At 68.0% G+C, this 17825-nt stretch carries 19 protein-coding genes; 7 read left to right on the top strand and 12 right to left on the bottom strand.

From position 1 onward, the window contains the following. Nucleotides 1-4: 4 nt before the first annotated feature. Entirely contained in the window at nt 5-1291 is a 1287-nt protein-coding gene (locus ACWDUN_RS17070; protein ID WP_449930608.1) for a cytochrome P450, read from the top strand. Here the strand turns inward: ACWDUN_RS17070 and ACWDUN_RS17065 are convergent. Continuing rightward, entirely contained in the window at nt 1288-2580 is a 1293-nt protein-coding gene (locus tag ACWDUN_RS17065) for an FAD-dependent oxidoreductase (protein WP_449930606.1), read from the bottom strand. The two genes, ACWDUN_RS17070 and ACWDUN_RS17065, sit on opposite strands and share 4 nt — an antisense overlap. Before the next feature lie 60 nt (nt 2581-2640). On the opposite strand from ACWDUN_RS17065, the gene ACWDUN_RS17060 reads away from it, so the two are divergent. Further along, a complete protein-coding gene (locus ACWDUN_RS17060) occupies nt 2641-3282 on the top strand; it encodes a TetR/AcrR family transcriptional regulator (protein WP_449930604.1) in 642 nt (213 codons plus the stop codon). Between the two features lie 15 nt (nt 3283-3297). On the opposite strand, the gene ACWDUN_RS17055 is transcribed toward ACWDUN_RS17060, so the two are convergent. The 3 genes from ACWDUN_RS17055 to ACWDUN_RS17045 form a co-directional block, all read right to left on the bottom strand. Beyond that, entirely contained in the window at nt 3298-3696 is a 399-nt protein-coding gene (locus ACWDUN_RS17055) for a hypothetical protein (protein ID WP_449930602.1), read from the bottom strand. 55 nt (nt 3697-3751) lie between these two features. Then, nucleotides 3752-4858: a glycosyltransferase gene (locus tag ACWDUN_RS17050; RefSeq protein WP_449930600.1), complete on the bottom strand. Its 1107-nt coding sequence runs from the start codon at nt 4856-4858 to the stop codon at nt 3752-3754. Nucleotides 4859-4972: 114 nt separating this feature from the next. Further along, nucleotides 4973-5887 carry a dienelactone hydrolase family protein gene (locus ACWDUN_RS17045; protein ID WP_449930598.1) on the bottom strand — a complete coding sequence of 305 codons (915 nt, stop codon included), beginning with the start codon at nt 5885-5887 and terminating at the stop codon, nt 4973-4975. 91 nt (nt 5888-5978) lie between these two features. Here ACWDUN_RS17045 and ACWDUN_RS17040 point away from each other — a divergent pair, with 91 nt between their 5' ends. From ACWDUN_RS17040 to ACWDUN_RS17030, 3 genes are read left to right on the top strand one after another with little or no spacing between them, the layout of a single operon-like run. Beyond that, entirely contained in the window at nt 5979-7766 is a 1788-nt protein-coding gene (locus ACWDUN_RS17040; RefSeq protein ID WP_449930596.1) for an N-acyl-D-amino-acid deacylase family protein, read from the top strand. Continuing rightward, nucleotides 7756-8199 carry a nuclear transport factor 2 family protein gene (locus ACWDUN_RS17035; RefSeq protein WP_449930594.1) on the top strand — a complete coding sequence of 148 codons (444 nt, stop codon included), beginning with the start codon at nt 7756-7758 and terminating at the stop codon, nt 8197-8199. The genes ACWDUN_RS17040 and ACWDUN_RS17035 overlap by 11 nt, the downstream gene beginning before the upstream one ends. Before the next feature lie 30 nt (nt 8200-8229). Continuing rightward, a complete protein-coding gene (locus tag ACWDUN_RS17030) occupies nt 8230-9561 on the top strand; it encodes a cytochrome P450 (RefSeq protein ID WP_449930593.1) in 1332 nt (443 codons plus the stop codon). Here ACWDUN_RS17030 and ACWDUN_RS17025 read toward each other — a convergent pair. The 6 genes from ACWDUN_RS17025 to bfr all read right to left on the bottom strand — a co-directional run bounded on the left by ACWDUN_RS17025 (nt 9550) and on the right by bfr (nt 15635). Further along, complete coding sequence (locus ACWDUN_RS17025) at nt 9550-9981, bottom strand: hypothetical protein (protein ID WP_449930591.1); 432 nt, start codon at nt 9979-9981, stop codon at nt 9550-9552. The genes ACWDUN_RS17030 and ACWDUN_RS17025 overlap by 12 nt on opposite strands. Before the next feature lie 4 nt (nt 9982-9985). Then, nucleotides 9986-11095: an amidohydrolase family protein gene (locus tag ACWDUN_RS17020; RefSeq protein ID WP_449930589.1), complete on the bottom strand. Its 1110-nt coding sequence runs from the start codon at nt 11093-11095 to the stop codon at nt 9986-9988. Then, a complete protein-coding gene (locus ACWDUN_RS17015; protein ID WP_449930587.1) occupies nt 11095-12468 on the bottom strand; it encodes a glutamine synthetase family protein in 1374 nt (457 codons plus the stop codon). The genes ACWDUN_RS17020 and ACWDUN_RS17015 overlap by 1 nt, the downstream gene beginning before the upstream one ends. Before the next feature lie 19 nt (nt 12469-12487). Next, complete coding sequence (locus tag ACWDUN_RS17010; RefSeq protein ID WP_449930586.1) at nt 12488-12970, bottom strand: carboxymuconolactone decarboxylase family protein; 483 nt, start codon at nt 12968-12970, stop codon at nt 12488-12490. Nucleotides 12971-13012: 42 nt separating this feature from the next. Continuing rightward, nucleotides 13013-15058 (bottom strand): MDR family MFS transporter, encoded by a 2046-nt coding sequence (locus ACWDUN_RS17005; protein WP_449930584.1) that lies wholly within the window; start codon nt 15056-15058, stop codon nt 13013-13015. Between the two features lie 85 nt (nt 15059-15143). After that, a complete protein-coding gene (bfr, locus tag ACWDUN_RS17000) occupies nt 15144-15635 on the bottom strand; it encodes a bacterioferritin (RefSeq protein WP_449930582.1) in 492 nt (163 codons plus the stop codon). A 251-nt stretch (nt 15636-15886) separates the two neighbouring features. Between bfr and ACWDUN_RS16995 the strand changes: the two genes are divergently transcribed. Together ACWDUN_RS16995 and ACWDUN_RS16990 are read left to right on the top strand one after the other, a co-directional pair. After that, nucleotides 15887-16105, top strand: coding sequence for a hypothetical protein (locus ACWDUN_RS16995; protein WP_449930580.1), 219 nt, complete (start codon nt 15887-15889; stop codon nt 16103-16105). Between the two features lie 5 nt (nt 16106-16110). Beyond that, nucleotides 16111-16302: a (2Fe-2S)-binding protein gene (locus ACWDUN_RS16990; protein ID WP_449930578.1), complete on the top strand. Its 192-nt coding sequence runs from the start codon at nt 16111-16113 to the stop codon at nt 16300-16302. Here the strand turns inward: ACWDUN_RS16990 and ACWDUN_RS16985 are convergent. Beyond that, entirely contained in the window at nt 16299-17054 is a 756-nt protein-coding gene (locus tag ACWDUN_RS16985) for an enoyl-CoA hydratase/isomerase family protein (protein WP_449930576.1), read from the bottom strand. The two genes, ACWDUN_RS16990 and ACWDUN_RS16985, sit on opposite strands and share 4 nt — an antisense overlap. Beyond that, complete coding sequence (locus ACWDUN_RS16980; RefSeq protein WP_449930574.1) at nt 17051-17761, bottom strand: EthD domain-containing protein; 711 nt, start codon at nt 17759-17761, stop codon at nt 17051-17053. The genes ACWDUN_RS16985 and ACWDUN_RS16980 overlap by 4 nt, the downstream gene beginning before the upstream one ends. Nucleotides 17762-17825: the final 64 nt, after the last annotated feature.

Genomic DNA, 17825 nt, shown 5'->3' with positions numbered 1-17825 from the left:
GATCATGCCGATCGCGACCCGCATCAACGGAACACCACCGCCGCCGGTGGACCGCGCAGACATCGATCTCGGGTCGTGGCGATTCTGGCGCGGAGACGACGAGTTCCGCGACGGCGCCTTCGCCACCTTGCGTCGCGAAGAACCCGTGTCGTTCCACCCCCCGGTCACCGCCGAGGGGGTGGATGCCGGTGCCGGACACTGGGCGCTGACCCGCTACGACGACATCCACCACGTGAGCCGGCACCCGGAGGTGTTCAGTTCCAGCCCCAACATCACCATGGGTGATCAGACCCCGGAACTCGCCGAGTACTTCGGGTCGATGATCGCCATGGACGATCCACGCCACGGCAGGCTGCGCAACATCGTGCGCAGCGCGTTCACGCCGCGGGTGCTGGCGCGGGTCGAGGAATCGGTGCGTGAACGCGCCCGCAACCTGGTCGAGACGATGATCGCCGACCATCCCGACGGACGCGCGGACCTGGTCACCGCGGTGGCGGGACCGCTTCCCCTGCAGGTGATCTGCGACATGATGGGAATCGAACAGGCCGACCACGACAAGATCTTCCACTGGACCAATGTCATCCTGGGCTTCGGTGATCCCGACCTCACCGCCGATTTCGACGAGTTCGCCCAGGTGGCGATCGATATCGGTTCGTATGCAACGGCATTGGCCGACGATCGGCGGGCGCAACCGCGCGATGACCTGACCACCGCGCTGGTGTCCGCCGAGCTCGACGGTGAGCGCCTGACCTCTGCGGAGGTGGCGTCGTTCTTCATCCTGTTGGTCGTGGCGGGCAACGAGACCACCCGCAACGCCATCAGCCACGGTGTCGTCGCGCTCAGCAGGCACCCCGAGGAACGCGACCTGTGGTGGGCGGATTTCGACGCGCTGGCGCCGACGGCGGTCGAGGAGATCGTCCGGTGGGCATCGCCGGTGGCCTATATGCGGCGCACGCTGACCCGCGACGCCGAACTCGGCGGCGTCGCGATGGCGGCGGGTGACAAGGTCACCATGTGGTACGGATCGGCCAACCGTGACGAGACCCGGTTTGCGGACCCGTGGCGCTTCGATCTGCGCCGCTCCCCCAACCCGCATCTCGGATACGGCGGTGGCGGTGCGCATTTCTGCCTGGGCGCCAATCTCGCCCGCCGCGAGATCACGGTGGCGTTCGAGGAGTTGCACCGCCAGGTGCCCGACCTGTGCGCCGATGCCGAGCCGGACCGGCTGCTGTCACCGTTCATCCACGGCATCAAACACCTGCCGGTGCGTTGGACGTCGCGCTCCGGTTAGGCGGCCGACGCGGCGCACAACGAACCCAGCTCGGCCCGCGTGGGTCCCGGGGCGAAGGGTGCGCGCCAGCCGCTCGCGTACACCGACCGGGCCAGCGGTTCGGCAGCGGCCAACGACTGCGGCAGGGCATCCATTCGCTCATACGGGGCCACCAGCCGAGCGAGTTCCGGATGTTGCCCGGCCGCGGCCGTGATCAGATCGGCCGGCAGGACGGCGTCGAAATCGATGCCGGCGCCGGCCCACCGACGCAGGCGGTGGGTATCGGCGTACACCTGATCGTCGAACCACGGTTTGATGAACGTGTCGCACCATGAACCGAATTGCGTAGCGATGTCGACGATCTCAGGACGCGACCGCGCGGCGGTACCGATGAGATCGACGAGCTCGCACGCCTGGCGCAGGGCCAGCGCCACCCCGCGACCGGCCAGCGGTGTCGTCGAGCACACCACATCGCCCACCGCGATCACGCCCGGCAGCGCCGGCTGACCGCGATAACTGTTGTAGAGCCGGCCGCCGGCCAGTACCGGGCTGATCGGTGCCGAGGTCGCCGCCGCGGTCCAGTCGCGCAACTGCGGGATGGATGCGACGGCGCACTCGAAGATGTGTTCGTCGCGCAGTCGGCGCAGCCGCCGGTCGGATCCGTCGTGGATGATCGTCACGGAGAAGGTTCGGTCCTCGTGCAGGAACGCGATGCCGACGTAACCGTCGAGATGTAGCGCCAGCCCGATCGGGCCGTTCACCGGTGGGTGCGCGCCTGCCCGCAGCCGGTACTGCCGCGTGACATAGACCGCACCGCAATCATGAAGGACGCCGGCGCCGCGCGGATCTTCGGCGATCCGGCCGCTGCGCCCGGACGCATCGAGCACCAGATCGGCATCGATCGGCGTGCCGCCGGCGCACACGGTGCCGTCGCGGCCGGTCAGCACGCCGACGTTGCCGGTGTGCAGGACGATCCCGCGAGTGCGTGCGGCCCGCTGCCGCAGGACGGCGTCGAAGGTCGCCCGCCGACACAGCAATGCGGCGACTCGCCCGTCACCCGCGTGCGCGATGCCCGCTCCCCGTGCGGCCAGATCATCGAGCACCTGCGGCATCTCGGCGTCCAGCGCGTCGACCACCGGCGCCCGGAAGGTGTGCGCATGGTGCAGTTGCATGACCCCGCGTCGCTGCCAGTGACCGCTCGCCGGCGGTCCGGCATCACGGTCCACGATCCGGATCTGATGGCCCCGGCGGGCCAGCGCGATGGCGCTGAACAGCCCCGTCGGGCCCGCGCCGATGATGAGGATTCGCATCGTCTTTCCCCAATTTAGGTTACTTATGGTGTAATGAATACTCACAGAGTGAGGTAAACGATGGATTCCGTCAAGCGTGGGTACCGCTCCGGGTTGCGGGCCGACCAGGCGGCCCGGACGCGCAGCACCGTCGTGTCCGCGGCGGCCGAGTTGTTCGTCGATCGCGGATACGCCGGGACGACGATCGATGCGGTGGCCTACCGCGCAGGTGTGAGCCGAAAGACCGTCTTCAGCGCGGTGGGCGGTAAGCCCGAACTACTCAAGCTGGCAGTGGACTGGGCGGTGGCCGGCGATGATCAGGCGGTCGCACTCGCCGACCGCGAGGAGTTCGTCGCGGCACTGGGCCACGATGATCCCGTCCGCCTGATCACCGACTGGGTGGACGCCCTGGTCGCCGTGGACGCGCGGGTGAGCGGGCTGTTCCGGGCACTGGAGGTGGCGGCCGAGTCCGACGAATCCGCCCGCACACTGCGCGCGCAGTACCACCGGCAGCGCCTGGCCGGCGCCCGGGTGGTCGTGGACCGACTGACCGATCTCGGCGCGCTGACCGGCGGCCTGACCCGCTCCGAGGCCGTCGACATCGCTTGGTTGGCCACCGATCCCGTGCTCTTCGACCGGATGGTCGGCAACCGCGGCTGGTCACAGCGCCGGTTCCGGACGTGGTTGGCCGCCCTGCTGTGCACCCAGCTGCTCACGGCGTGATCGCCGCGGGGCCTCTCAGAGCGTGACGGTGGACGGTCCGGCACTGTTACAGAACGTCACCGGTGGACTGCCGATATTGGCGCACACCCGGCCGGTCACCACATAGCCCGCGCCTGGCGTGTAGGGCGTCAGGCGCACCTCGGCGGTTCCCGGCCCCTCGGCCTGCACGCACAGCGGTGCGGTCTGACTGCCCACCTGTTGCAGGCAAGCGACCTGCAACTGCGGAACGGCACGGTTGCACGCCCCCGGCCGCACCGACGCGACGACCATCGGCATACCCGACATCTCGACCACCGCGGGCGCCGACAGGTTCACCGCGCAACCCTGATCCTCGGGAGCCGCACCCGCCGCAGGGGTGCCGACCAGTGTCGCCACACCGAGCATGGGCAGCACCATCATCGCGAGCCGTGTCATGCCCAGATGGTAGGACAGCCGCGATACGACTGCGCCGTTTCGGTGCGCGGCCCGGTCAGCGACGGCTGAGCACGTCCAGCATGCCCGCCGCCGCGCGCGGCCAGGTGAACTGCTCGGCACGCCGGCGCGCGCCACTGCGGCGGTGCGGTTCCGGCCGGCTGATCACCGAGGTCACCGCGTGGGCGATCGCACCCGCGTCATTGTCGGCGGTGGCCCCGCTGTCGGCGGTCAGGATCTCGGCCAGCGCCGAGGTCCGCGAAACCACGGCGGGGGTGCCGCAGGCCAGCGCCTCCAGCGCGGCCAGCCCGAAGGTTTCGTGCGGTCCCGGCGCCAGGGCCACATCGGCGGACGCGAGGATGGCGGCGACGGTGTCCCGGCTGCCGATATACCCCGTGAAGTCCACCGGCAGACCGGCGGCCTGGCGTTCCAGCCTGGTGCGCAGCGGTCCCTCGCCGACCACCACCAGGCGCGCGTCGACACCCGAATCACGCAGCGCCCCAACGGTATCGATACTGCGGTGCGCATGCTTCTCCACGCTCAGCCTGCCGCAGTGCACCAACAGGGTCTGTTCCGGATGCGCCCACCGGCTGCGCACCTGTGCGCTGCGATGGCGGGGATGGAACTGATCGAGGTCCACCCCCAGCGGAACGGTCACGACATTGCCGGCACCGATGCGCTCGAACTCCTCGCGCGCGAACGCCGTCGTGCAGACCACCGCGTCATAGTTGCGTGCGGTGCGGCGGTTGGCCATATCGGCGACGGTCCGCGCGGCACGTCGCGGCAGCACCTGGCCGACCAGCCGGTCCAGCCGTTCGTGCGAGATCATCACCGTCGCCACACCGTGGCGTCGCCCCCACGGCCCCAGCGACCGCAGCGTCAGCCGATCGGAGACCTCCAGGGCGTCGGGCTGCAGTTCCTCCAGTAGCGCGGTGACCGGGCCTGGCAGCACCGCGCGGTAGCCACCGGTGAACGGGATGAGCCGCGCGGGCAGCGACAACCGGGTGACGCCGGAGGCCAGCTGCTGACTTTCGACACTTGATCCCGGGACCACCAGCACGACGTCGTGGCCGGCCGCGGTGTACTCCGCGCCGAGCCGGTCGATCGCGGTGCGCAGCCCGCCCGACCGGGGACCATAGAAATTGGCGACCTGCACTACCCGCATGGACTATCAGTAACCGCAACCCGTGTGCGGGTGAACACCACCGGCCGACGGGTTCGTGAACTGACGGTGAATGCGCACCGATCGCCGCGACCCGATCAGCTGTCGGGCGCCGGCTCAACCGACGTGGGTGGACAGCCAGCCCAGCATCCGCTGCCAGGCGTCCGCGGCGGCGCGCGGGTCGTAGCGATCACGGGTGTCGTTGAAGAACGCGTGGTTCGCGCCCGGTTCGATGACCAGTTCGTGCACCATCCCGGCACGCTCGAGCGCCGCTCTGGCGTCGGGTTCGGTGGCGTTGACCCGCTGATCGAGTTCACCGTAGAAACCGAGCACCGCGACATCTCGGGAACCGGCGAAATCCGGGTTCTCGGGTGTCGGCCCGTAGAACGGGAAGGCTGCGGCCAATTCGGGTGTGCCGGCGTCCAGCAGGCGCCACACCAACCCGCCGCCCATGCAGAACCCGACGGCCGCCACCCGCTGACCGGGGGTGCGGGCGGCCACCTCGGCAATCCCCGATCGCAGGTCGGCAATCATGGCCTCGGGTGGACGCTTACCCAGGGCGGCGGTGGCCTCTTCCGGATCGCCGAATGTCGCGGTGCCACCGTCGGCCGACAGCAGATCGATGGCCAGGCTGGAGTAACCGGCCCCGGCGAGCCTGCCGGCCACCGACCGGACCCAGTCGGTGAGCCCCTTGTTCTCGTGGATGACCAGGATGGCCCCGCGCGGCCGGTCCGCCTGTGCCCAGGCGCCCTGCAACTCGCCCGCCGGGCCCGCCCAGGTGATCGGCGTGGTCGGCAGGGCCGCCGCCATGCCCGGCGGCGGCGTCGCGTCGGGCTGCGCCGCCTCGGTGCCGGTCCCGTCCTGCTGTCCGGTGGACTGTTTGGCCTGCCCGCAGGCGGCGATCAGCGCGGTGGCCGCAGCGGCGCCGACGCCGAGCAGCGCGAGGCGGCGCAGCGCCTCGCGACGGGACATCAGCCCGTCGACGTGGTCGGTGGCGATTTCTTCGGCGATGTAGCGCTGCAGCGGCGTCACGAGTCGAGTATGCGCTCCTCGGGTAGACAACTTTGTGAATCTGTACACGATTTTCGTTGACACCCGTCTGCGCCACTGTTCTCATGATCGGGTGACCTACGACACAATCATCCGCGGCGGCCGCTGGTTCGACGGCACCGGCGCACCTTCGGCGGTGCGCAACATCGGCATCCGGGGAGGTCATGTCGTCGCGGTGAGCGCCGATGAACTCGATGCGACGGGTTGCCCGCAGGTACTCGACGCCACCGGGAAATGGGTGCTGCCCGGCATGCTCGACATCCACACCCACTATGACGTCGAGGTGCTGGGCCGGCCGTCACTGTCGGAATCGCTGCGCCACGGTGTCACCACGGTCATGCTCGGGTCCTGCTCGCTGTCCACCGTGCACGTCGGCGGTACCGATGCCGGCGACCTCTTCGGCCGGGTCGAGGCGATACCGCGCAAATACGTCATCGACACCGTCGACCGGCACAAGACGTGGACGAGCGCCGAAGAGTATGTACAGGCACTGGAGTCGCTGCCACTCGGTCCGAATGTGGCCGCCTTCATCGGGCATTCGGACATGCGCACCGCGGTGATGGGTCTGGACCGTGCCACCCGCTCCGATCAGCGCCCCACCCGCGCCGAGCAGGCCACGATGGAACGCATGCTCGCCGAGGCCCTGGACGCCGGCTTCGTCGGGATGTCGTCCCAGCAACTGCTTTTCGACAAGATCGACGGTGACACCTGCCGCTCACGCACCTTGCCGTCCACCTACGCCAAGCCACGGGAGTTGCGCCGCCTGAAATCCCTGCTGCGCCGCACCGGCCGGGTGCTGCAGTCCGGCCCGGACATCCAGAACCCGCTGAATCTGGTGTCCCAGCTGGCCCAGTCGCTGGGATTGCTGCGCAATCCACTAAAGACCAGCCTGTTGTCGGCCGCCGATATCAAGGCCAACCCCTCCGCGATCAAGCTGATGGGCCCGTCCTCGAAGCTGATCAACGGACTCGGCGGCAACTTCCGCTGGCAGCACCTACCGGTGCCGTTCGAGGTCTACGCCGACGGTATCGATCTGGTGGTGTTCGAGGAGTTCGGATCCGGTGCGGCGGCGCTGCACCTGCGCGACGAGGTGGAACGCAACGGGCTGCTCGCCGACGAGATCTACCGGCGCCAGTTCCGTAAGGACTACGAGAGCAAGTACGGGCTGCGGGTGTGGCACCGCGACTTCTTCGACGCCGAGATCGTCGCCTGCCCCGACGCAACGGTCCTCGGGCGGTCCTTCGGACAGGTCGGACGCGACCGCGGGGTGCACCCGGTGGACGCCTTCCTTGATCTGGTGATCGAGTACGGTCGCGAACTGCGTTGGCGCACAACTATTTCCAATCACCGACCAGAGGTCCTGAAGAAGCTGGCCCGCGAACCCGGCATCCAACTCGGCTTCTCCGACGCCGGTGCACATTTGCGCAACATGGCGTTCTACAACATGGGACTGCGACTGTTGCGCCACGTACGCGATGCCGAGGCCGACGGAACGCCGTTCATGACCGTCGAGCATGCCGTGCACCGGCTGACCGGTGAGCTCGCCGACTGGTATCGGCTGGACGCCGGGCATCTGCGCATCGGCAACCGGGCCGACGTAGTCATCGTCGATCCTGCCCGGCTGGACGCAAGCCTGGACGCCTACGCCGAAGATCCGGTGGACTGCTACGGCGGACTGTCGCGCATGGTCAACCGCAACGACGACACCGTCGCCGCGGTCCTGATCGCAGGGCGCGCCGTGTACCTCGACGGGCAGCCGACCGCACTGCTCGGCGCGCACCGCACCGGACGCTTCCTGCGGGCGGCGCACCGGGCCCCCGCGCTGAGCGCCGAGCAGGGTGAACTGGCACATGTCGTCTGAAGAAACCGTCCTGGGCATGTGGCGTGCGCTGTCCCGGCGGGACTGGGACGCGGTGCAGACCTTCCTAGCCCCGGACTGCATCTATGCGGACATGCCGGTCGGCCCGGCGGCCGCGGCGCGCGGACCCGAGGACATCGTCAAACGCCTCAAGATCGGACTGGAACCGTTGGCGGACTACGAGAATCACGACGGCCTGCTGGTCGCAGACGGCTCACACGTGATGTACGAACACTCCGAGACCTGGACGTGGCCCACCGGTGAGCGCGCCGTGCTGCCCTTCGTCACCGTGCACGAGGTGGTCGGCGACCGAATAACCCTGTGGAAGGACTACTGGGACATGGGTGGGCTGACCAACCATGCGCCGCCCACCTGGCTGGACGATTTCGCCACCGCCGACATGTCGTGGGTGTATGACGCGACAGATCAGCTCTGAGCAGCCCCCGGCGGTCCTATTCTCGAAGACATGACGAATGCCGCGCTGCCGCCGGGCCCCTCGCTACCGCCCGGACTTCAGGCCGCGTTGCTGATGAAGTTCTGGCCGCGCCTGCTCAAGGGCTGCCGGCGCCGATACGGGGACATCTTCACGCTGCGGATCGCCTCCATGGGCACCGTGGTCTACCTGGCCGATCCCGCCGATATCAAAACGGTGTTCGCCGGGGACCCGTCGGTGTATCACGCCGGTGAGGCCAACGCGATGCTTGCCGGTCTGCTCGGTGCCAGTTCGGTGCTGGTGGTCGACGATGACGTGCACCGCGAACGCCGGCGGGTCATGCTGGCACCGTTTCGCCGCGAGGCGGTGGCGCGCCAGACCGAACTGATCGCGCAGATCGCCGCGGACAACGTGAATCGGTGGCCGGTGGGCCGCCGGTTCGCCGTCGCACCCCGGATGTCGGAGATCACGTTGGAGGTGATCCTGCGTACCGTCATCGGTGCCGGCGATCCCGATCGGCTCGCGGCGCTGCGGGCCGTCATGCCCGAACTGCTGAGGGTGGGCGCCTGGGAAACTCTGGCCATCAACGCGCCAGGGCTGCAGCGGTTCCTGCCGTGGCGTCCGTTCGCCGATCGGCTCCGCGATGCCGACCGGTTGCTGTACGCCGAGATCGCCGACCGCCGGGCCGATCCCGAAATCGTCTCGCGCACCGACGCATTGGCGATGCTCATCCGCGCCGGCGGGATGTCCGACGAGCAATTGCGCGACCAGCTGATGACCCTGCTGGTGGCCGGTCACGACACCAGCGCGACCGCGCTGTCCTGGGCGCTGGAACGGCTGACCCGCCATCCGGAGTTGCTGGACAGGGCCGTACACGCGGCGCGCACCGGTGATGACGACTATCTGGACGCGGTCTGCAAGGAGGTTCTGCGGATCCGACCCGTGGTCTTCGATGTCGGGCGCATCCTCACCGAGCCCGTGGACGTCGCCGGTTACCGGCTGCCCGCCGGGGTGATGGTCGCTCCCGGGATCGGACTGGTGCACGCCGACGGCGGGCAGTACACCGACCCGGACCGGTTCGATCCGGACCGGATGGTGGGCGCCGCGCTGAGCCCGACCACCTGGCTACCGTTCGGTGGCGGCAACCGTCGGTGCCTCGGGGCGAATTTCGCGCTCGTGGAGATGGCGGTCGTGCTGCGGGAGGTGCTGCGCCGCGTCGACCTGGACACGACATCGGCACCCGGCGAACGTCAACGCGTCAAGGGTGTCATCCTGGTCCCCCACCGTGGTGCCCGGATCCGGGCGCGGGCCCGCCGTGCCGTCGCGGCGCCGACATGCCCGCACGCCGGGTCCTCAGCCCAGTAGCACGATGCCGGCCACCAGCAGCGCGGCCACCTTCACCAGCTCGAGCCCGACATAGGCGTAGTGCACCCGCGACCGCGGCTGCTCGGCGGCCTCCGGACCCGCGGCCAGCACCGCATCGGACCGCTCGGTCAACCGCGGCCGGATGACCAGCAGTTGCACGGCCAGCATCATCGCCGCGACGCCGAAAGCGACCAGCGCCACCGACATTCCGTGAAGAGCCAGCGCCGCACCCACCAGCACCGCCAACACCACCTCGACGGTGTTGAGCGCGCGGAACACCAACCGGCCGATGCCGAGCCCGATCTGCAACGTCACCCCGGGTGCCCGGAACTTCAGCGGCGCCTCCAGAAACGAGATGGCCGCCACCATGCCCAGCCAGGTGAAGATCGCAGCCACCGCGACTGCGGCCGATGATGTCATGGGTTCACTCCAACCCGTACACGCGCCGGGCGTTCCCGTACGCCATCAGGTCGACCACCCGGATCGCGTCCCTGGCCGACCACTCTCCCCTGGCGACAAACTCTTTCAGCACCGCATGAATTCCCCTGCGCCACAGTACCGCCCCCAGGTAGTGCAACTCGGGCGGACCGTATCCGTCCGAGGAGTACAGAATCTTGCGAAATGGTGCCAGCTCCAGCAAGCGGGCGATCAGGTCGCGGGAGCGTGCGCCGAGATAATTGACGGCCAGCCCGCCGTCGAGGTACACGTGATTGAACGCCTGAGCCAGATAACCGGCCTCACGCTCGAACGGGTAGCAGTGCAGCAGCATGATCGGTGTCGCGCCGGAGATCCGCAGGAAGTCCAGCAGGTGCAGCGGATTGGCCGCATCGAGATCACAGTCGCGGTCCCCTAATCCGATGTGGAACTGCAGCGGTTTACCGATCCGCAATGCCCGGTGCAGCCCGAACCGCAACAGCACCCGGTCGGTCAACCGTCGCCCGCCCTCAGCGCGCCATCGCTCGGCCGCGTCCCGCACCTGCTGCGGCGCGGGATCGGACAGGTCACCGCGCAGACCGCCGCGGTAGGCCAGGATCGATTTGGTGGCCACCGCGCCGGAACAACGTTCGGCGAGCGTCGCCTCGAAGGCCTCCGCATAGTCCCCCGGTTGCGCCGCGGCGTCCTCAGCCACGGTTTCCAGCCGTACCACCTCACGCACCCGGCCGTCGACGGTGTGCGACATGGTGGCCAGATCACTTATCCCCGCACCCAAGCCCGTGTCCACCAGCCACTCGGTGACACCGGCCGCCGTCAGAAAACGCTGTGCCAGCTCGTCGTCGGGTATCTGTTGGCGCGCCGCCCAGTATGTGTCGTCATCGGCGTGCGCGGGCAGACCGAGCAGCGGCGCGCAGTGCGCGCGCACGGCGAACCCGAGCTGGCTGTCGAACCCGGAGTCAAACGGCGCCAATGGTTCGGTGTTGGCCTCGTTGAGCGCGTTCTCGAAGTCCCGCCGAGAACCGCTGCGCAGCCAGTAGCCGTGCACATGGTGGTCGACCAGTGGCACGGCACCGACGTGTTCGGCCAGCCCGTCGGCCATCACAGGCTCCAGGCCAGCCGGAACCTGTCGGTGAGTTCGGCTTCGGCGCATTGACCGTAGTGTTGCTGTTCGTATCGGCGGACCGCGACGGTGGCGGTGACGGGCGCATCCCCGAGGATCCGGCGCATCAAGGCCGAGCCGTCCAGCGCATCCAGCACGTCGGTCTGCGCGGTCGGCAGGGTCGTGACGCCGGCCTCGGCGCGCTGGGCATCGCCGAGCGTCGCCGGATCGACCGTGATCTCGGCGGGCAGCGTGAGCGTGCGGGTGATCCCGTCGAACGCGAGGCCGAGGATAGCCGCCGATGCCAGATAGGGATTCGCCGACGGGTCGATCACCTTGACCTCCACGTTGGCGCCCTGCGGGTTGCCCGGCCCGCCGACCACGAAGCGCACTGCGGCCTCGCGATTTTCGGTGCCCCAACACACATGCGCCCCCGACCAGTGGCCAGGTTGGGTACGCAGCCCTGACAGGATGGAACCGCACAGCAACGCCTGTGCCTCGGCAAGACCGGCCAGCAGACCGGCGACCGCGGATTCGCCCTCGCGGGTCATGCCGTGCGCACCCGTCCCGCCGGAGAACAACGGCATACCGTCGCGGCTGAGCGAAAAATGTTGGTGTGCGCCATTGCCGACGCTCTGCGCGAACGGAACCGGGGACAGGCTGACGCGTAGTCCGTACCGCCGGGCCACCCGGGACACGACGATGCGGGTCAGGATCAGTTGATCGGCAGCCGTCACCGGATCGGTGGGTGCCAGCGAGATCTCGAACTGGTTGCGCCCGTATTCGGGATGAAACTGCTCGACGGCAAGGCCCGATCGCGCCGCGGCGTCGATGACATCGCGGATGAAACCTTCGAATTCGAGCACGCCCGCCAGTCCGTACTGCGCCCACAGCGCCGAGGGCAGCGCGGCGCCGTCGGGACCGACCAGGACGAATTCAACCTCGTGCCCCACCGCGGCCTCGATACCCGCGGCGGACAGATCGTCGCAGACCCGGCGCAGGGTCCCGCGACTACAGTACGGATCCGGAGCACCGTCCTGCGCGAAGAAGACACCTGGAGCCCAGGCCAGCCCGTCGCCGATCACCCGCAGCGCGGCCAGGTCGATGCGGACTCGCTGGTCGCCGATCACGCCGGTGCGTTCACTGAAGACGATGCCGGTCTGGTCGATGGCGAAGACATGCCAGACCGGGCTGGCGCCCAGGCCCGGATCGGCGAAGATCGCCATCCGGCGCAACGGCACGGTCTTGGCCAGCGTCAGACCGGCCGGATTGACCACCGTCCCGATGAGCGTGGCGACCCCGTCGCTCTCCAGGGCGGCGATCGCCGCCGCGGCAAGAGGTTTGCCTGCCTGCTGACCGGTCACAGCGGTCATTGTCCTACGGGCCGAGCGCCTACAGGGTGATCTTGCAGGACTGGCCGATATCGAGGGTTCGCAGCATGCGGCCCATGCCCAGCCACATGGCACACGACAACGCCAGGTCGGTCAGCAGTTCCTCGCTGAACTGCGCACGGCAGCGCGCCCAGAACTCCTCGTCGTCGCGAAGTCCGGTGTGGTCGTTGGCGAAACGCTCGGCGAACTCGGCGGCGACCCGCTCCTGCTCGCTGTAGCCGGGCCAGGTCTGCCAGACCGCAGCGTGGTCGTACAGGTCCTCGTCCACGCCTGCTTCGACACCCGCCGAATCCCGGGTGTTCTGGCAGACCACGCACTCGTTGTTCAGGGCGATCACCATCCGCGCCAGCTCGCGGACCCGCATGGGCAACCGGTTCTTGTTGTAGACGGCGTGGGTGAATCCCGCCATCGCGACCCCGATATCGGGTGACTTGGTGATCCACGCGGCGGCGTCGTCGTCTGCGAAATCTCCGATACGACTCATGCTTGGCACAGTACGCCCGCGCGCCCGCGATTGGAACGTGTTCTAGTTTTTTGCCGGGCCCGCCGCGGTGAGTTCCGCGCGGTCCTCGACCCAGCGCGGTTGCAGCACCATCCGATGCGCGATGCGCTCCAGGGCGGCCTCGACCTGGATGCGATCCGGTCGCCCGTCATAGCCGGGCGAGGTGGCCAGGCGGTCGACCAGCTTGCTGACCAGTGCGTCGATCGCGACGCGCACCTGCTCGGCACCGGCCTGCGTCAGCCACAGCTGATCACCGGTGCGCAGCGCGTACCCGGTGTCGACCACGCGGTCGAAGGCGGGTTCGAGCACCTCGGGCGGCACCCGCCGCAGATCGGCGATCTGCCCGAGCGTCGCCGAACCATAGACCTGGTTGTGCCGGTAGATCTGCACCACCGCCCACAGGCCGGCGACGTCGAGAGCGCACCCGGGGTGATCGGTCAGCCTGCGTAGCCGGATGTCCGGGGAGTCGCGGAAGATGCGGGCGACCGCCAACTCCAGGATGTCGTCGGAGTTCTCCGGTGCGGGCATGCCGAAGCCCTCGCCGAGGTCGGTCGCCGAGACGGTCTCCATCTCGCGGAGCGGAATCTCCTTGAGAAACAACGACACCACGAAACCGAGCGCGGCGACCGGCGCCGCGCACAGGAAGACCAGGCCGAGCGAGTCGGCATAGGCGTCGATGATCGGGGCCGCCGTCTCGGCGGGCAGGGTGCGCAGGGCCTGCGGTGATTCGGCGGCCACCGCCGGTGCGCCGCTCGCCGCCAGCGCCTCGATGACGCGACCGTGCAGGAAGTTGGCGAACAGTGACCCGAAGATGGCGGCGCCGAAGGAACTTCCGATTGTGCGGAAGAACGTCACCCCCGAGGTCGCCACACCCAGATCGGCGAAATCCGAGGTGTTCTGCACCACCAGCACCAGCACCTGCATGCACAAACCGATGCCCGCGCCGAGGACGAACAGGTACAGCGACTGCATCGGCAGGCTGGTGTGGGCGTCCATCGTCGACAACAGCACGAACCCGACGAACATGATGGCCGTGCCCGTGACGGGGAAGATCTTGTAGCGCCCGGTGCGACCGACGATCGACCCGCTACCGATCGAGGTAATCAGCATGCCCGCCACCATGGGCAGCGTGCGCAGACCCGACATGGTGGCCGACACCCCATCGACGAACTGCATGAACGTCGGCAGGAACGTCATGGCACCCAACATCGCGAAGCCGACGATGAAGCCGAGCACGCAACAGACGGTGAACACCCGGCCGGCGAACAACCGGATCGGCAGAATCGGCTCGGGCGCACGCAATTCCACCCGGACGAAGAACGCCAGCGCGATCACCGATCCGACGAACAACCCGATGATCACCGGCGAGGTCCACGCGTACTCCGCGCCGCCCCAGCTCGTGGCGAGGGTGAGCCCGGACGCGCCGAGGCCCACCAGCGCGATGCCGGCGTAGTCGATGACGGGCCGGGACTTGCGCGCCAGCGTCGGGATGGCCACCGCGGCGACGATGAACACCACGATCGCGACCGGCACGTTGATCCAGAACGCCCAACGCCAGGACAGATGGTCGGTGAAGAACCCGCCGAGCAGTGGACCGATGACGGTGGTGACGCCGAAGACCGCACCGAGCGCACCCTGGTAACGGCCGCGATCGCGCAGCGGGATGACCTCGCCGATCACCGCCGTCGCGGTCACCATCAGCGCGCCGCCACCGATTCCCTGCAGCGCGCGGGCGCCGACGAGCATCGACATCGACCCGGCCAGCCCACACAACACCGACCCTATGAGGAAGAAGACGACGGCGATCTGGAAGACAGTCTTGCGTCCGAACAGATCGCCGAGCTTGCCGACGATGGCGGTCGCGATGGTGGAGGCCAATAGATAACTGGTGACCACCCACGACTGATGGCCGGCTCCCCCGAGGTCGGATACCACGGTGGGAAGAGCGGTCGCCACGATGGTCTGGTCGAGCGCAGCCAACAGCATGCCGAGCAGAACCGCAACGAAGATGATGTTGCGGCGCTGCCGGCTGATCGGTGCACCCGCCGCGCTCGTGTCAGCAGCGGTCACGATTCTCCCGGTCCTCCCCGACCCAGCAGAATATTAGCTTTGCTATCTAATATACGCGGGCGGCAGGCCGGACGACCGCGTGCCCCTAGGCGGTACCCACGCCCGGTGGGCGCGACACACATTGCGCCGAGTACAGCTCCTCGCCGAGCTTGTCCATCAGTTGCAGCTGGGTCTCCAGGTAGTCGATATGGCTTTCCTCGTCGGCCAGGATCGTCTCAAGGATGCTCGCCGAGGTGGCGTCACCCTTCTGGCGGCACATGATGACGCCGGGACGCAGGCGCTCGACGACCTCGTACTCGATCGCCAGGTCGGCCTCGAACTGCTCACGCAGGGTCTGACCGACCCGCAGGGAGAACAGTCGCTGATAGTTGGGCAGCCCGTCGAGCAGCAGAATGCGATCGGTGATGGTCTCGGCGTGACGCATCTCTTCGAAGGATTCTTCCCGCGTGTGACGGGCCAATTCGGTGAATCCCCAATTGTCCTGCATTTTCGAATGCAGGAAATACTGGTTGATCGCCGTGAGTTCACTTGTCAACTGCTCATTGAGCAGTTTCAGAACGTCCGGATCGCCTTGCATGTCGCTCCTATTGCACCTTGAGGGCTGGTCAGGTGTCGCTAAAGTCGTGCACCTTCGAATCTAGACCAGTCGGTGGTGCCCAGCGAGGGCGCAACGGGCGGTTCGGACGATATTTTTGCCCCGGCACGGCGTGCCGTAGGTGAGGCTAACCCTTGTCAGAGGCATAGTTATGGACTGGCTACCCTTAGTTAGGTTACACTGACCTAACCTGATGACGACGGCATCGCGCCGGCCTCCGGAGACCCCCGGACGTGGTTGAAGCAAAGGCGGGAATGGTGAGCGAAGACCGCAGCATTTCGCTTTTCGCGCCCGTTCCATCCATTTCTCGGGTGCCCGCATCCGAATTCGAATTCGGCGCGTTCGGCGCGAATTCCGTGACCGCATTATCGTCGCGCGCCACGACGCGGTCACGGCAATGCGAGAACACCGAATTCCGCAATTTTGTGCGCGCGACGAGAGTGGCGGTCTGACACGCATGTTCGTCTGCCTGTGCACCGGTGCCACCACCCAGGCGGTCCATGACGCCGTGGCCGCGGGTGCCACCACCTCCAGGCAGGTCGCCGACGCCTGCGGCGCGGGTTCGGACTGCGGTCGGTGCCGCCGGACGGTACGGGCCATCCTCGCGGCCGCCCGCACAACCGAGTGCCCGGTGCACGCGGCTAGTTAGCCGCGCCCCTCGTTGAACGACGCCAGCGCGTCGACGTTGGCAGCCTGGCCCAGCAGTTCGGCGAACAGGGCGTTCTCGCGTTCGGAGGCGGCGACGATGCCCGGGCGGAGCGCCTCCATCATCGTCTGCTTGACCGCCATCAAACTGTTGAGCGGACGTGACGCCAGCACCTCGGCATGTTGGCGAGCCTCGGCCAGCAGCGCATCGGGCTCACACACCTTGAACACCAATCCCATTCGCTGAGCCTCATCGGCGTCGACCCACTCCGAGGACAACAGCAACCAGGCGGCGTTCTGCCGGCCGATGAGTCGGGGCATCAGATAGGAAGACGCCGCCTCCGGCGGGACACCCAGGCTGGTGAACGGACATTTCAGCCGTGCGGTGCTGGCCATGAACGCCAGATCCGCGTAACCGAGGATGGTGGCGCCGATCCCGAGTCCGACACCGTTGACCGCGCAGATCAACGGTTTCGGGAACGCGGTGAGGGCCTCGATCAGCCCGCGGAAGCCGTATTTGCCGGGCGTGTAGTCCGGATCGGTGACCAGCTTCTGCATTTCGACGAGATCGTTGCCCGCACTGAAGGCGCGACCGGCGCCGGTCAGCAACACCACCGACACCTCGGGGTCCTCCGCGGCGGCCAGCAGGGCCTCGGTCGTGGCGTCGTACAGCGCTTCGCTGAAGGCGTTGAGCGCCTCGGGCCGGTTCAGGGTCAGGGTGCGGATCCGATTGTCATCGGAGATCAGAAGTGTCACGTCTGCACTGTATGTGTAGGGGTCCACAGCACGTACCGGCTGGTGGGCACCGTGTCGATGTTGTGGTCCGCACCGAAGCGCGCGACGCTGGCCGCCATCCGTCCCATCCGGTCCGCCAGGTCGGCATCGTCGGCGGCGCCGAAGAACGCATGCAGGTCCGATACCGCCGCGAGGGGAAACAGCTCCTCGACGATCGCGTCGATCACCGGGGCATCCGGGGTGAGCGCCCGCACCACGGTGTTCTGGGTATAGCCGAAGGTCGCCTGGGTCTCGATGGCGACCGGTGTGTGGTCGATATGCCAGCGCGCCAGCCAAGTGGCGATATCCAGATCATCGGGCCGTCTCAGCAGCGCGATGTTGGCCAGCCCCGGAGTCCGCGCGCTCGGTGCCACATCGGGGCCCGGCAGCGGTACCGACTCTGTCACCAGATAGGCCGCCAGCAGGTCGCATTCGGCGGCGAGCCGGCTCAGCGCGGCCATGACTGCCGGACCGTAGTACTGCTGGGTCCAGATGCTGACGACCGCCACCACGGGCGGGTCCAGCGTGGTCAGCGTCATCATCGACGCCCGCACCGCGTCATCACGCACGTTCACCGACAGACCCGCCAGGTCCAGCTCGGACAGCGCCGAGGCGACCCGCGTCCGCAGCCGTTGGCACCACTGTTCGTCGGCATCCGCCGAGCGCAACGTGACCATCACCTTTTCCATCAGCAGAACGTAGCAACCGCGACCCGGTGCACACCCCGGACACCGGCATGCCGTTCGCGTCGAT

The organism is Mycobacterium sp. NPDC003323 (assembly GCF_053589535.1).
The sequence above is the reverse complement of the archived record's forward strand: the minus strand, read 5'-3'. Positions and strand labels throughout refer to the sequence as shown.

What these genes read in the sequence shown, in the direction of transcription:
- ACWDUN_RS17050 (WP_449930600.1), bottom strand. Translation starts at nt 4,858, where the DNA reads ATGCGGGTAGTGCAGGTCGCCAATTTCTATGGTCCCCGGTCGGGCGGG.
- ACWDUN_RS16990 (WP_449930578.1), top strand. Translation starts at nt 16,111, where the DNA reads ATGTTCGTCTGCCTGTGCACCGGTGCCACCACCCAGGCGGTCCATGAC.
- ACWDUN_RS17020 (WP_449930589.1), bottom strand. Translation starts at nt 11,095, where the DNA reads ATGGCCGACGGGCTGGCCGAACACGTCGGTGCCGTGCCACTGGTCGAC.
- ACWDUN_RS16980 (WP_449930574.1), bottom strand. Translation starts at nt 17,761, where the DNA reads ATGGAAAAGGTGATGGTCACGTTGCGCTCGGCGGATGCCGACGAACAG.
- ACWDUN_RS17035 (WP_449930594.1), top strand. Translation starts at nt 7,756, where the DNA reads ATGTCGTCTGAAGAAACCGTCCTGGGCATGTGGCGTGCGCTGTCCCGG.
- bfr (WP_449930582.1), bottom strand. Translation starts at nt 15,635, where the DNA reads ATGCAAGGCGATCCGGACGTTCTGAAACTGCTCAATGAGCAGTTGACA.
- ACWDUN_RS17070 (WP_449930608.1), top strand. Translation starts at nt 5, where the DNA reads ATGCCGATCGCGACCCGCATCAACGGAACACCACCGCCGCCGGTGGAC.
- ACWDUN_RS17010 (WP_449930586.1), bottom strand. Translation starts at nt 12,970, where the DNA reads ATGAGTCGTATCGGAGATTTCGCAGACGACGACGCCGCCGCGTGGATC.
- ACWDUN_RS17055 (WP_449930602.1), bottom strand. Translation starts at nt 3,696, where the DNA reads ATGACACGGCTCGCGATGATGGTGCTGCCCATGCTCGGTGTGGCGACA.
- ACWDUN_RS17065 (WP_449930606.1), bottom strand. Translation starts at nt 2,580, where the DNA reads ATGCGAATCCTCATCATCGGCGCGGGCCCGACGGGGCTGTTCAGCGCC.
- ACWDUN_RS17025 (WP_449930591.1), bottom strand. Translation starts at nt 9,981, where the DNA reads ATGACATCATCGGCCGCAGTCGCGGTGGCTGCGATCTTCACCTGGCTG.
- ACWDUN_RS17015 (WP_449930587.1), bottom strand. Translation starts at nt 12,468, where the DNA reads ATGACCGCTGTGACCGGTCAGCAGGCAGGCAAACCTCTTGCCGCGGCG.
- ACWDUN_RS17030 (WP_449930593.1), top strand. Translation starts at nt 8,230, where the DNA reads ATGACGAATGCCGCGCTGCCGCCGGGCCCCTCGCTACCGCCCGGACTT.
- ACWDUN_RS17060 (WP_449930604.1), top strand. Translation starts at nt 2,641, where the DNA reads ATGGATTCCGTCAAGCGTGGGTACCGCTCCGGGTTGCGGGCCGACCAG.